Origin of the sequence: Microcoleus sp. B3-D2, assembly GCF_036705345.1 — a bacterium.
Lineage (GTDB): Bacteria > Cyanobacteriota > Cyanobacteriia > Cyanobacteriales > Microcoleaceae > Microcoleus.
This window is the reverse complement of the sequence record NZ_JAUBUG010000012.1, coordinates 79,026-93,418: the sequence shown is the minus strand read 5'-3', so window position 1 is coordinate 93,418 and position 14,393 is coordinate 79,026. Positions and strand designations below refer to the sequence as shown.

Sequence of the window (14,393 nt, the reverse complement as noted above, 5' to 3'; positions counted from 1 at the left end):
AATAACAGAAGTCGAGGACTTCACATCATGACTTCTCCTCAATTATCTCCAGAAAATACACTCGAATCGATCGCACCAGTCGCCCTCGATTGCGAACAATTAACCGAAACCGATGCCCCCTTTCCCATTGTTGGGATTGCCGCCTCAGCAGGAGGTTTGGCAGCATTCACGGGGTTACTGAGCCATTTACCGACCGATACGGGTATGGCGTTTGTGCTGATTCAGCATTTAGAGCCCAATCACAAAAGTCTGCTGAGCGAGATTCTCGCGAGAACTACGCAAATGCCTGTTAATGAGGTAAAAGACGGCGTAGCTGTAGAACCCAATCAAGTCTACGTTATTCCGCCCAACACCAAGATGGTGGTATGTAAAGGCGTGCTGCAACTATCACCGCGCGAGAAGGTTTATGGCAAATATATGCCGGGAGATGCGTTCTTTACCTCATTGGCGATCGATCGCGGGCACAAAGCAATCGCCGTAGTTTTATCCGGGGGAGACGGAGACGGTTCACTCGGGCTCAAGGCAATCAAAGCAGCCGGAGGCATGACTTTTGCTCAATGTCAAGGCACAGCAAAAGTCGATAGTATGCCGAATACCGCTGTTGCCACAGGCAATGTCGATTTCGTTCTGCCACCGGAAAAAATTGCCGACGAACTGGCAAACTATAGTCACCATCCCCTTCTGACTGGCCCGCTTCCCCTGACAAAAGTTGAGGAATCCCCCGAACAGGGAGATGCCCTGCCAACTATTTTTGCGCTGCTGAAATCCACCACAGGCGTTGATTTTAGTCACTACAAACCCACGACGATCTCTCGACGCATCCAGCGACGGATGGTGTTGTACAAGCTGGAAAGCTTGAATGATTACGCCCAACATCTTCGACACAATTCGGCTGAAGTCACAGCCCTGTATGAAGAAATCCTGATCCACGTTACCAGTTTCTTCCGTGACGCCGAAGCCTTTGAAAAGTTAAAAGACCTGGTTTTCCCCAGGATTACCCAAAATAAATCGGCCGAAACTCCGATTCGGATTTGGGTGGCAGGATGTTCGACAGGTGAAGAAGTTTATTCGATGGCCATTTGCTTGTTAGAGTTTTTGGGCGATCGAGCCATCCAGCCACCGATCCAGATTTTTGCCACGGACATTGGCGAACAGGCTATCAACAAAGCGAGGTCTGGCGTCTACTCAGAAAACCAGATGGTAGATGTTTCACTAGAACGACGTACTCGCTTCTTTATTCCCGAAGTAGGAGGTAGCTATAGAATCAGCAAGGCAATCCGCGAACTTTGTGTATTTGCCCGACAAGATTTAGGCAGCGACCCGCCTTTTTCCAATATCGATTTAGTTAGCTGTCGCAATGTGCTGATCTACTTGGGAGAGTCATTGCAAAAAAAAGTGATGCCGATTTTCCATTACAGTCTCAACCCAACGGGCTTTCTCCTGTTAGGCACTTCTGAGAGTACCGGAGAATTTTCCTACTTGTTTACTTCAGTGGATAAAAAGTCTAAAATTTATGCCAAAAAGTTGACTGCGACTCGTCCCAATTTTTCGTTTACGCCGAGTTCCTATCCCGTAGCTAAAGCACCTGAACGGCAGGAAGTGAAGGACAATTTTACGAATAGCTTGGATTTACAACAAGAAACTGACCAACTGATTTTAAATCGATATGCCCCAGCCAGTGTGGTTGTCAACGAGCAGATGAAAATCCTGCAAGTGCGGGGAGACATCGATCCTTACTTGAGAGTGGTAGCCGGAACGCCCGACTTAAACTTGCTGGCAATGGCAAGGACAGGCTTGCTGGTTGAACTTCGCACCGCGATTTATCAGGCACAAACGCAGAACGCAACCATTAGGAAAGAAAGGGTCTTGCTTGAAGTGGGCGGACGATCGAGTATCGTCAATTTTGAGGTGATTCCGTTCCAGCCACAGGCCGTCGAAGGACGCTACTTTTTGGTGGTATTTGAAGAGGCTTCACCCACGGTGCTTAACCTCAGCATCCTCACTTCTGAAAGCTTAGATCAAGCTGATCTATATCCTGAAATTGAGCTGCTGAGGCAGCAAGTTGCAGCCGCTAACCAAGAAAAAACTGCGGCTCAAGCCCAACTGCAAGCGGTGATCCAGGATCAGGAAAGTCTCAACCAAGACCTCAAAGTTGCGAACGAAGAAATCCTATCGAGCAACGAGGAGTTGCAAAGCACCAACGAAGAACTAGAAACCGCCAAAGAAGAGATTCAAGCCACTAACGAGGAACTCACCACCACTAACGAGGAACTTCGCAGTCGAAATATTGAACAAAGCCTGGTCAATAACGATCTGACCAATTTGCTGGCTAGTATCAATATTCCTATCTTAATGCTGACCAACGATTTACAAATTCGACGCTTTACGCCAACGGCGCAGGAACTTTTTAATCTGATTCCCACAGATATTGGACGACCTTTTAGCGACATCCGATCGACTCTTGACGTTCCTGACTTGGAACAGATGATGTTGGAGGTGATTGATACTCTCCAGACGCAAGAACAAGAAGTCCAAACTTTATCGGGATATTGGTACAACATCCGCATTCGTCCTTACCGCACAACGGAAAACCAGATTGATGGTGTGGTGATGGTTTTGATCGATATTGATTCTCTAAAACGCAGTGCCAGAACCTTGGAGGCAGCGCGAAATTATGCTGAGGCGATCGTGGAAACTGTGCAAACGCCTTTAGTCGTGCTAGATGCTGATTTCCGAGTGAATAAAGCAAATCGCTCGTTCTATGAAACGTTTCAGGTTTCATCCTCAGAAACAGCGCAATCTTCGCTGTTTGAGCTAGGAAACGGGCAGTGGAATATCCCCCAATTACGATGGATTTTGGAAGATATTCTGGTTAGTGATGTTCGGCTTCAAAACTTTGAGTTGGATCACGTGTTTGAGCAGATCGGGCCCAGAACCATGCTGCTTAATGGTTGTAAACTTCAACGAGAAGATCGAGCTTTAATGATTCTGTTGTCGATCGAGGATATCACTGAGCGCAAGCAGTTGGAGATACTACGATCGCAGTTATTGCAGCATGAGCAGTTGGCCCGCCAACAAGCAGAAAGTGCTAACCGTGCTAAAGATGAATTTCTCGCGAATCTCTCCCACGAGCTCCGCAATCCCCTGACTCCGATCCTGGGATGGGCACAAATCCTGCGCTCCGGCGTGCTTAAGGAAGCAGCGGCTAATCGCGCTCTAGAAGTGATCGAGCGCAGCGCTAGGACGCAATCTCAGTTAATCGAAGATCTCCTGGATATTGCCAGGATTACGAGCGGCAAGCTCGCTCTTAATACCAATTTGATGGATCTGGTTTTGGTGGTGCAAGCTGCGCTGGATGGGGTTCAATTATCAGCGGATGCCAAAAATATTCAACTTGTTTCGCAGTTGAGTTCTGCCACTGTTTTAGGCGATGCTGATAGATTGCAACAAGTTGTGTGGAATCTTCTGTCTAATGCAATTAAGTTTACTCCGGCGGGAGGAGGAGTGGAAGTAACGCTGTCGGCGATCGAGAATCAGGCTCAACTTCAAATCAGCGACACGGGAAAAGGCATTCGGGCAGACTTTTTGCCGTATATTTTCGATCGTTTCCATCAAGTCGATTCCAGCAGCAATAAGCGGAATCAAGGGCTAGGATTGGGTTTGTCGATCGTGTGTCATCTGGTAGAATTGCACGGAGGAACGGTGGAAGCGGATAGTCCGGGTGAGGGACAAGGAAGTACAATGACTCTGAAATTGCCGCTGGTAGCCTTGCCTCAAAAGTTGACATCGGCTATCAATTTAAAAACAATCGCTTTGGCTGCGCCTTTGAAGGCCTCTACCGATATTGTCCCCTCTCTCGAAGGCTTGCACGTTTTAGTTGTAGACGATCTGAGCGATACGCGCGAACTCTTAGCATTTGTGCTAGAAAGCTACGGGGCTGAGGTTTTGACGGTTGCATCTGGCAGAAGTGCGATCGCCGCTTTGACTCAAAATCCCGGCCAATATGACGTGTTAATATCTGATATCGGAATGCCAGAGGAAGATGGGTATTTCTTAATTCGAGAAGTGCGAACTCTTGCTGCGGAAGCCGGAGGAGAAATCCCAGCGGTTGCGCTGACTGCTTATGCGAGCGATAAAGAACGCGAAAGGGCGATAAAAGCGGGTTTTCAAACGCATATTTCCAAACCAGTGCAGCCCGTTCAACTAGCATTAATGGTTGCCAATTTAGCGGGACGATTTTAATTTATTGATTGTAGGGACAAAACAATGTTGTGTCCTAAATTTGTAGGGACACAACAAGACTCATCTCCAAAAAAGCCTGTTTTGAACAGGCAAGAGGGCTGTTCAAAAATAATTATTGGAGATGTCTAATGTTGTATCAGGATTTTGTAGTAACACAACGATTGCGGGCAATTAAGAATTGCCAAAAATAGCGCAATATGGGAAAATAGAAAAAAATATAAAAATTACGGAGTTCAGATTCTTGGTAAATATTAAATGTCGGGGTATTACCTTCTCAAATATCGAAGCCGTAATCTTTGACAAAGACGGCACTCTAGAGGATTCTCAAGAATTTTTGAGACTCTTGGGGATGAAGCGATCGCGCCTCGCAGACGCTCAAATTCCGGGCGTTGGAGAGCCTTTACAAATGGCTTTCGGCATCGAAAGCGGCAGCATCGACCCCACGGGCTTGCTAGCAGTCGGTAGTCGCAGGGAAAATGAGATTGTTGCAGCGGGATACATCGCGGAAACCGGCCGCGGATGGCTGGAATCTTTAACTATTGCGCGCCGCGCTTTTGACGAAGCTGACGAAATGTTTAAAAATAGTGCTGTTTCTCCTTTATTTGTCGGCAGTTTGGAGGTGCTGAAATATCTTTCGGAAGCTGGTTTAAAGCTGGGAATTCTTTCGGCGGCTACGACGGAGGTTGTGCAGAAATTTGTGAAACACCACGCATTAGGTGACTACATTCAGTTAGAAATGGGAGTGGATTCAACGGTTCACAAACCCGATCCGAAATTGTTTTTGGAAGCTTGTGAGAAACTCGGAGTAAATCCCGCAGCAACTTTGATGGTGGGAGATTCAGCGGGCGATATTCAGATGGGTAAAAATGCGGGCGCGGCTGGTTGTATCGGGATTTGTTGGGGGAAGGCCCAGGTTAGTCATTTGGAAAATGCTGATGTGGCGATCGCATCTTTGGATGAAATTAAAATTTTAGCAGATTGAGGTAGAGGAACGGCAATGCCATTTCCTCCACATTAGGACACGGCATTGCCGTTTCCCTACAAATCAAGACACGGTGTTGTCGTTTCCTTCAAATTAGGACACTCCAAGAGCCCATTGGTGACAACTTAACGTACAACCGATAGTCCGGCAGGGGTTGAAACCCCTGCCTCAAAGCTAAAGTCCTCTTAAGAGGACTGAGAAGAAAAATTTAAGATTCATTAGTCCTCTTAAGAGGACTTTCGCTATTAGACAGGGAATTCATTCCCTGGCGGACTGACGGGCGGACGGAAGGATTGGGCGGACTGACAGTTTAAGTTGACACCAATTGGCATTGCCGTTTCCCTACAGCTAACAACGCAAACCGAGAATTACGACATCTCTTTCAACACCGTCAAGTTCGGCAACTTGCGGCAGATATCCCCACCGCTGAAAGCCAAATTTCTCAAACAATCTTACACTGGGCTGATTGTGAGCAAAAATTATTCCTATGAGAGTTTTAAGCTTCAATTCTGGACTCCGCACAATTGCCGATTGCAATAAATTTTGTCCGATTCCGCAGCGTTGGCGATCGGGTGCGACGTAGATGCTAACTTCTGCTGTATGCTGATAGGCGGCGCGTCCGTAAAAAAGCTGAAAACTCAGCCAGCCAACAATATTTTGTTCTGATTCCATTACCAAAATCGGCCAGGAAGTGGGGCAGTGTTCTCTGTACCAAGGGAGGCGGCTTTCGACTGAGACTGGTTTTAAATCTGCTGTGGCCATTCTGCCCGGGATTGCTGTGTTATATATTTGGACAATTGCTGGCAAATCGCTTTCTTCTGCGTCGCGGATTTTCATCGTTGGGTTGAGGGTTGACTGTTGACTGTTGGCTGTTAACTGTTAACTAATGACTAATAACTAATGAGTATTGTACAGTTCCATAATATCGCTGAGGGCCATCCGCGAATTTGCTCCCAAAGTCAGCGGCGATGTGTGTCCTCGCTGCAAGTGTTCTGCCGCCGCACAGCCGATCATTGCTGCGTTGTCTGTACAATATTTTAATGGCGGAAACAATACTCGCAAGTTGTGTTTTGTGGCTGCTGCTTGTAAATTTTTTCGCAGTCCGCTGTTTGCTGCAACTCCGCCCCCCACTACAATAGTGGTAAGCCCGAAATTTACGGCGCAGTCGATCGCTCTTTTTGTTAAACCCTTGGCTACTGTTTCCTGAAAGCTGGCAGCAATATCATTAATTGTAGAGTCAGGCAAGATGCCTTCCGCACCCACATTGTTATTTTGTTTCTTGAGTTTCTGCACTAATTGCAAAACTGCGGTTTTCAAGCCGCTAAAACTGCTGTCGTAAGGATGGTAGCCGCCACCAGGCAAAGAAATTCTGCCTTCTGGTAGAGGGTATGCTTGGGGATTGCCAAGGGCGGCCAATTTGTCAATCAGCGGCCCGCCGGGATATCCTAGCTGCAACAGTCTCGCAACTTTATCAAAAGCTTCGCCGGCGGCGTCGTCGCGCGTGTGTCCTACAGTTTCATAAACGCCGCAATCTTTGACGTAAATAAAGCTAGTGTGTCCCCCGGAAACTAACAAACACAAAAACGGTGGCTGCAAGTCGGGTTCGGTAAGGTAAGAAGCGTAGATGTGCCCTTCGAGGTGGTGGACGCCTAAAAAAGGTTTTTGATGGACTATTGCCAAGCTTTTCGCCGCTGTCAGCCCGACTAACAATGCACCTACTAAACCGGGGGCACAAGTCGCTGCAATGCCGTCAATTTCTGACCAACTCAGGTTTGCTTCGCCGAGACACTGGGCAATTACCTGATTTAGCATTTCTAGGTGACTCCGCGAAGCCACTTCCGGCACTACTCCGCCAAACTGCTCGTGGATTTTAATTTGCGATGCTACAACATTGCTGCAAACTTGACGATTCTTAACAATTGCTGCTGCTGTTTCGTCACAACTTGTTTCGATTGCGAAAATGGTTGCCATTAACTGGTAATTTTATTTGATAGGTTAGTTATTGCTAGCTTAACTAATTCGGCGCAAGTCCCCCGCTCTACCTGTACTCAGGTTATTGTTAAGGGATTTTTGCCCGATCGACAGGTAAGGCCATCATCTGATGCAATGAAGGAATATCCTCGCGGCATTGCTAGCTCAGCATTGACCTATCAAAACGCGAATCCCTCATTCTATTGGGATTTGCCACATCAATGATGGATACTTTACACTGTCAACAAACACGGTAATCTGGGTTCCAGATTGGCAAGTTGAAATGCTTGTACAAAAACTTATTGTTTTGTAACAAAAGGAAACAATTCCATGCGACGATTGTTTGCTGCAATTTTAGTGTTGAGTGTCTGGTTCAGTTTTGCTCCAGTTGCTTCGGCTTACAATTTAGTGCCGTGCAAAGACTCTCCCGAATTCCAGGAACTGGCTAAAAATGCGCGTTCTACGAATGGCGACCCGGCATCTGCGAAAGCACGATTCGATCGCTATTCTCAAGCTATGTGCGGCCCGGAAGGATACCCGCACTTAATCGTAGACGGCAACTTGAGCAGAGCAGGGGACTTTTTGATTCCTAGCATACTGTTCTTGTATATGGCAGGTTGGATTGGTTGGGTGGGCCGTTCTTATCTGCAAGTTACCAAAAAATCAGCAACACCAGAGGAAAAAGAGATTATTATCGACGTTCCTTTGGCCATCAAATGTATGCTGAGCGGCGTTTTATGGCCTCTGGCAGCTATCACATCAATCACCAGCGGTGAAATGTTTGCCAAGGAAGACGAAATTACTGTTTCCCCCCGCTAAAATTGGGAAATGGAGAAGAGCTAATAGCTAACAGTTAAGTAATTAACTGCAAAGTAGCAATTAGGCGTAGACCGATCGGCAATTACCAACTGTCTCGAATTTTCAGGAGCAGAATTCATGCAATACTTTGTCAAGTTTCTTTCGACCGCACCAGTATTGGCTATCCTTTGGCTATCTATTCAAGGCGCGGCTTTAATTGAATTTAACCGCTTTTTCCCCGACCTGCTTTTCCATCCGATGCCTTAAGATTTGAGGGAAATTAGGTTGCAAAACCTAGGAGTTAAAAGTTGAGAGTTTTGATTTTTGAATTATGAGTTACAGGTTAATTTAAAACTCAAATATCAAAACTCTCAAACCATACCAGTTCATGCTAGACAGCGCATAAATAGGTAAAATCCAAGGATATCAACTATTTAGTTATCAAATTAGTTACCAATGACTAATGATTAATGACTAATGACTAATGACTAATGACTATTGACTATTGACTAATATTGTGAATCGATGAAGTCTTATATCGCCGCAGCAATTCAAATGACTAGCTTGCCTGACCTGCAAAAAAATTTGGTTCAGGCAGAGGAATTAATCGACCTGGCAGTGCGTCGGGGTGCGGAGTTAGTTTCCTTACCAGAAAATTTCTCGTTTATGGGAGAAGAGGAGGAAAAGATTGCTTCAGCAGAGGCGATCGGACTCCAAAGCGAAAAATTCCTCAAAACGATGGCCCAACGGTTCCAGGTAACGATTCTGGGCGGCGGATTTCCAGTGCCGACTGCAGGGGGGAAGGTATACAATACTTGTTTGCTGGTAGACCCAAACGGCACTGAAGTGGCAAGGTACAGAAAAGTACATTTGTTCGATGTGGATGTTCCCGACGGCATTACTTACAGGGAATCGAACACTGTGAAAGCTGGTGAAGATTTGCCGTCGGTTTATGTGTCGCCGGAGTTGGGGACGCTGGGACTTTCGGTGTGCTATGACGTGCGGTTCCCGGAAGTGTACAGGCATTTGTCGTACAAGGGGGCTGATATTTTGTTCGTGCCGGCGGCGTTTACTGCTTACACTGGCAAGGATCACTGGAAGGTTTTGTTGCAAGCTAGGGCGATCGAAAATACTTGTTATACGATCGCCCCTGCACAAACTGGCCGCCACTACGGCCGCCGTCAAACACACGGTCACGCGATGATTGTAGACCCTTGGGGTACGGTTTTGGCGGATGCTGGAGAGGAACCGGGTGTGGCGATCGCAGAAATTAATCCCGATAGATTAGAACAAGTCCGCCGCCAGATGCCGTCGCTGCAACACCGGGTTTTTATTTGAAGGAATTTGGAGATTAATTAATCTCCAAATTTCAGTCCCCGTCAACGACAAGACCTGAAAAGTTTTTATTCTAGCGAGGAATTGTGTCGGTTCGTACACAAAAAAACTTAGATCGTGTGCGCCCAGAACTGAGTTGGGGCGGGTTTACGGTTGAGATAAAGCCGATCCCCCCTAACCCCCCTTAAGAAGGGGGGGACAGGAGTGTTATCAAAGTCCCCCTTCTTAAGGGGGATTTAGGGGGATCGAGACGGGTAAAAGCGAAATTGATCGAGGGTTTTTTTCCCAGGAGATGAACGGCCAATAACTCACGATAAAATATCTAATGCAGGTTCAATGGGCGTGCACTTCTGCTAAAAGGCGAATTGGCGAAAGTAGAATTGCACGAAATGCGTCTTTTTGGGATAAATGAAACACACTCTTTCGGTTTTAGTTGAAGATGAAGCGGGTGTCCTCACTCGAATTGCTGGTTTGTTTGCCCGTCGGGGTTTTAATATTGAAAGTCTGGCCGTTGGCCCGGCGGAACAAGGGGGAGTGTCTCGGATTACGATGGTTGTACCGGGAGATGACCAAATTATCGAGCAGTTGACAAAGCAACTGTACAAGTTGATTAACGTGCTTAAAGTTCAGGATATAACGGAAATTCCCTGTGTGGAACGGGAGTTGATGTTGCTGAAAGTTAATGCTGCTAGCGGGACGCGATCGGAGATAATTGAGTTAGCTCAAATTTTTAGAGCGCGAGTTGTGGATATTGGTGATGATACGCTGACATTGGAAGTTGTGGGAGATCCCGGTAAAATGGTGGCGATCGTCCAGGTTCTAAATAGATTTGGGATTAAGGAAATTGCTCGTACTGGGAAAATTGCCCTGACGCGGGAGTCGGGGGTCAATACTGAGTTTCTCAAGTCTTTGGAAGCGAAACTTTAAGGAAGTTGACGGTTGACTGTTGACTGTTGACTGTTCACGGTTGACGGTTGACGGTTGACTGTTCACGGTTAACTTGTATGGGTTATTAATTAATTGTTGGCTATTAATTATTTAAAGAAGCTAATATGGAAAGCTTTCAACAGCTACAAGTTTATCAATTAGCTGAAAAAATATCAAACGAAATATGGTTTATTGTTAAAAAATGGGACGAGTTTACGAAGGATACGATGGGCAAACAAATAGTGCGATCGGCTGATAGTGTTGGTGCTAATATTGCAGAAGGACATGGACGCTATAGCTGCCAAGATAATCAGCGTTTTGTTAAAATTGCCAGAGGCTCATTAAACGAAACAAGACACTGGTTAAGACTTGCCTACGCTCGAAATCTTTTAACTCAAGAACAGAGCGATCGCCTGCATCCCTTATTAAATGAACTTTCCCCAAAACTGAATGCCTATCTTAATTCACTCAAACAAAAAGCCAAAGGTTAACAGTCAACCGTCAACAGTCAACCGTCAACAGTCAACCGTCAACAATCCAATTACCATTTAGGTTGACTTTCTATCAAAAGTGTGGCTGCCATGCTGTCTATCGGCTTTGAGAAAAAGTATCCTTGTCCGTATTCGCATTGCAGCGCTCTGAGTAAATTAAGCTGTTCGCTGGTTTCGATTCCTTCAGCAATTACATCCATACCTAAATGACTGGCTAAAATTAAAATTGTCTGTACGATGGCTTCGTTGCCTTCATCTTCAGTCATGCGGCTAACAAAAGCTCGATCAATTTTTAAAGCATCAGTTGGAAAAGTGTGCAGGCGGCTTAAAGAAGAATAGCCAGTGCCGAAATCGTCAATATATAATTGAATTTCTAATTTTTTCAATTCCGCGAGGATAGCGACTGCTGATTCGGCATTTTCCATGATGACGCCTTCAGTAATTTCTAACTTTAAACTGCGGGGGTCAAGCTGAGTTTCTTGTAAAATTTCGCGTATGCGATCGATTAAATCCGGTTGTTTAAATTGTTGGTTAGAAAGGTTGACGCTGACAGTCAGCGGCGGATTTGTTGGGAATGTTTCGTGCCACTCGTGGATCTGACGGCAAGCCGATCGCATCATCCACCAGCCCATAGGTATAATCAATCTAGTTTCTTCAGCTACTAAAATAAACTCGCCAGGAGATACGACACCCCGCTGCGGGTGATACCACCGCAGCAGCGCTTCAAAACCGCTGATTTTACCGCTGATTAGAGAGACGATGGGCTGATAGTAAAGCTGAAATTCCTGGGAGTCTAAAGCGCGTCGCAGGTCGTTTTCCAGTTGCAAAAGGGCGACGGCGCGAGTGTGCATACTTAAGTCAAAAACTTCGTGGCGAGCTTTGCCCAATCCCTTCGCATGATACATGGCAGCATCTGCATCTCGGAGCAGTTCTTCAGGTCGATCGTACAACATGGGTAAGGGGGCAGGGGGAACAGGAGAGTCGGAAGATAAGCAAGACAAAGAAGTTTCCCGATCGATATTTCCCAGATTTTCGAGGCTCGACAGTTTGCTGGTTTCCCTTGGATACGTAGGAAAACCAGAACAAACAATCCCAATGCTAGCACTGGTAAAAACTTGATACTCGTTAAGGTAAAAAGGCTCTGCCAGTTCCGCTTGCACTCGTTCGGCAATCACGATCGCATCCTCGGTGCTTTTGATATTTTCCAGCAAAATAGCAAATTCGTCGCCGCCGAGACGGGCAACAGTATCTCCAGCCCGCAAACAGATTCCCAGGCGCTGGGCGATCGCGATCAGCAACCGATCGCCCACTAAATGCCCCAAACTGTCGTTAACAACCTTAAAGCGATCGAGATCGATAAACAGCACCGCAAACAAAATCTCGGGACGGCGTTTTGAAAGAGCGATCGCGTGCCCCAAGCGATCCATAAATAAAGCTCGGTTGGGCAAACCGGTTAGCATATCGTGCAAAGCATCGTGTACTAACTTATCTTCTGCTATTTTGCGGAGGGTAATATCTTCGACAGTGCCTTCGTAGTAAAGTAAATTTCCGTCAGGGTCGCGAACTGCCCGGCCGTTCTCGGAAACCCAGATAGTAGTGCCGTCAGCCCGGTAAACTTGGGACTCGAACTCAGACACAAAACCGTGTTTTTCGATCGCGCGCAAAAACTCGACCCGCCGGTTGGGATCGACGTAAAGTTGGCGGTCTATGTCTTGGATATTCGCGATCAATTCGGCGGCCGACTCGTAGCCGTAAATTCTCGCCAAAGCAGGGTTAGCGCTGAGGTAGCGTCCGTCGGGCGTTGTCTGAAAAATGCCTTCGATCGCATTTTCAAAGATACTGCGGTATTTCTCTTCCGCCTGTTGCAGCGCGAATTCTGCCTGCTTGCGATCGGTGATATCCGTCAACGTGACGAGATAGCCTAGAACTTCACCGCTTTTGGTCATTTCTGGCACTGCTTGCCAAAAGACCCAGGTTGTGAAGTCACCCTTGCAAAAACGGTACTCTAACTTACAGGGCAACTTGTCTGTGACAGCGCGATACCACTGGCTCAAAACACGCTCGCGGTCTTCCGGATGCACACTTTGTGCCCAACCTTCGCCTATTGCCTTTAGCGCAGTCAGTCCCGCCATCTCCAAAAATCGCTCATTGACGTACAAGCAATCTCCAGCAGCGTCGGCGCGGAAAATCCCCACCGGCAGTATTTTTGCCAAGGTGTAATAGCGGTATTCGCTTTCTAGCAGCGCGCTGGCTGCTACTTTAGTCTCTGTGATGTCAAACATTGCCCCTTGAAGAATGACAGACTTGCTTGCTTCATCGCGAACTGCGGTCGCTTGATCGCGGAACCAGACGACTCGACCGTTGCGGGCGATCGCGCGGTATTCTGAAACCAGCGACCCCTCGCAGAAGATATCTTCTCCATCAGTGAATTTCTGTGTGGCGTTTTCAACTAACACGCGGTCACGGTCTTCTGGGTGAACGAGTTTCAGCCACAGGTCGGGATCTGCTCTCCATTCAGCTACAGAATAACCTAGAAAAGTCTCAATTTGCGGGCTGATGTAAAGTTTGGCCGCCTTGCGGTTGAGGGGAGAAATGTAGGTGACAGCGGGCATTTGTTCTACCAGCGCGCAGTATTTCGCTTCTACAGTGGACAGTGCTGCTTCTAGGCGCTGCCGCTCTAATTCGGCGGCGGCCCGTCCGGCAAAGATGCTGAGAATTAATCGGAATTTGGCAAGATGTGCTTCGACCAGGGGTCGATCGTGAAAAATACAAATAATGCCTAAAGGTTCCCCGTAAGAGTTTTTCAGCAAGACTCCCAGGAAACTGCGCGCACCTGTAACTATCGGTCTGCGGTCTTCTGGAAAGGTTTCCCAGAGGTAGTCGGGACACGAATACATTCCCGCCTCCAGCACCCGCGCTTCGGGAGTATTGGCGGTGTCGCACTCAAAGTTTGGCTGCTGCTGCTGCTGTCCGTCGCTCCAAAAACTGATAAGTTGCAATCTATTGGCCGCAGCATTGGTGCGTGCCTTCGACTTAATCGATTGGGCAGCGACGGCGGTGCGAACTCCTAGTGCTGAGGCTAAGTGGCAAACTAAGGCATCAAAGAATTCAGCTCCCCCCGGCGAATCAGTAGCTGCTAGGATTTCGCCCAGCAAATGTTCCTCTAATTGCTCGGAAGCAGTAACTTTGGGAGGATTCTCGGCATTCGGGCGATCGAGATTTTCTCCCATCGAACCCGAAATGCCCAGACTTAGGCTTTTGCAGGTTCCAGGCCCCACAACAGGCGAAGAATTCACGCTTAGACGCTCTTGCTTGGCGAAGAATACAGCGCGGCCCATACCTAAAACTTTACCCAAGAAGCTGTCAGTTGCCGGCCACAGATTTGAGTTCGGGAAAGTCAAAAAGTTTTTCCGCATTTTCAATCCCGCAGATAAATCGTTGGGCTTTAATTCTGCCAACTGCCGTTGCTCTTGGGCTAGCGGTAGACTAGATGGCCTTCGGTGGCACTTGAGATAAATCACGGACACCAAGGCTAAAGTCGCCGATAATCCCAGAAGATATACAAGAATCTCAAAGTAAAAAAATAAATCTAGCTCGAACATCGATTAGCACCGCTCGACAATTGTTGTAGTTATCTGAAGCCAATC

At 47.1% G+C, this 14,393-nt stretch carries 10 protein-coding genes; 7 read left to right on the top strand and 3 right to left on the bottom strand.

Annotated features, from left to right (window positions below):
• Positions 1–27: 27 nt before the first annotated feature.
• Positions 28–4,242 carry a chemotaxis protein CheB gene (locus QUB14_RS07150; RefSeq protein ID WP_333214804.1) on the top strand — a complete coding sequence of 1,405 codons (4,215 nt, stop codon included), beginning with the start codon at positions 28–30 and terminating at the stop codon, positions 4,240–4,242.
• A 241-nt stretch (positions 4,243–4,483) separates the two neighbouring features.
• Positions 4,484–5,224 (top strand): HAD family hydrolase, encoded by a 741-nt coding sequence (locus tag QUB14_RS07145; protein ID WP_333214802.1) that lies wholly within the window; start codon positions 4,484–4,486, stop codon positions 5,222–5,224.
• 348 nt (positions 5,225–5,572) lie between these two features.
• Here the strand turns inward: QUB14_RS07145 and QUB14_RS07140 are convergent, their stop codons facing one another.
• Together QUB14_RS07140 and tsaD are read right to left on the bottom strand one after the other, a co-directional pair.
• Positions 5,573–6,061 (bottom strand): N-acetyltransferase family protein, encoded by a 489-nt coding sequence (locus tag QUB14_RS07140; protein WP_333214800.1) that lies wholly within the window; start codon positions 6,059–6,061, stop codon positions 5,573–5,575.
• A 60-nt stretch (positions 6,062–6,121) separates the two neighbouring features.
• Positions 6,122–7,195 (bottom strand): tRNA (adenosine(37)-N6)-threonylcarbamoyltransferase complex transferase subunit TsaD, encoded by a 1,074-nt coding sequence (gene tsaD / locus QUB14_RS07135; RefSeq protein WP_333214798.1) that lies wholly within the window; start codon positions 7,193–7,195, stop codon positions 6,122–6,124.
• A gap of 330 nt (positions 7,196–7,525) precedes the next feature.
• Here tsaD and QUB14_RS07130 point away from each other — a divergent pair, with 330 nt between their 5' ends.
• The 5 genes from QUB14_RS07130 to QUB14_RS07110 all read left to right on the top strand — a co-directional run bounded on the left by QUB14_RS07130 (position 7,526) and on the right by QUB14_RS07110 (position 10,746).
• Entirely contained in the window at positions 7,526–8,014 is a 489-nt protein-coding gene (locus QUB14_RS07130) for a Photosystem I reaction center subunit III (RefSeq protein ID WP_333214796.1), read from the top strand.
• A 117-nt stretch (positions 8,015–8,131) separates the two neighbouring features.
• Complete coding sequence (gene psaJ / locus QUB14_RS07125) at positions 8,132–8,260, top strand: photosystem I reaction center subunit IX (protein WP_106151078.1); 129 nt, start codon at positions 8,132–8,134, stop codon at positions 8,258–8,260.
• A 258-nt stretch (positions 8,261–8,518) separates the two neighbouring features.
• Positions 8,519–9,331 (top strand): carbon-nitrogen hydrolase family protein, encoded by an 813-nt coding sequence (locus tag QUB14_RS07120; protein ID WP_333214794.1) that lies wholly within the window; start codon positions 8,519–8,521, stop codon positions 9,329–9,331.
• Between the two features lie 405 nt (positions 9,332–9,736).
• Positions 9,737–10,255 carry an acetolactate synthase small subunit gene (gene ilvN, locus QUB14_RS07115; RefSeq protein WP_039887977.1) on the top strand — a complete coding sequence of 173 codons (519 nt, stop codon included), beginning with the start codon at positions 9,737–9,739 and terminating at the stop codon, positions 10,253–10,255.
• A 125-nt stretch (positions 10,256–10,380) separates the two neighbouring features.
• Positions 10,381–10,746: a four helix bundle protein gene (locus QUB14_RS07110; RefSeq protein ID WP_333214792.1), complete on the top strand. Its 366-nt coding sequence runs from the start codon at positions 10,381–10,383 to the stop codon at positions 10,744–10,746.
• A gap of 50 nt (positions 10,747–10,796) precedes the next feature.
• On the opposite strand, the gene QUB14_RS07105 is transcribed toward QUB14_RS07110, so the two are convergent.
• A complete protein-coding gene (locus tag QUB14_RS07105; protein ID WP_333214790.1) occupies positions 10,797–14,348 on the bottom strand; it encodes an EAL domain-containing protein in 3,552 nt (1,183 codons plus the stop codon).
• Between the last annotated feature and the right edge of the window lie 45 nt (positions 14,349–14,393).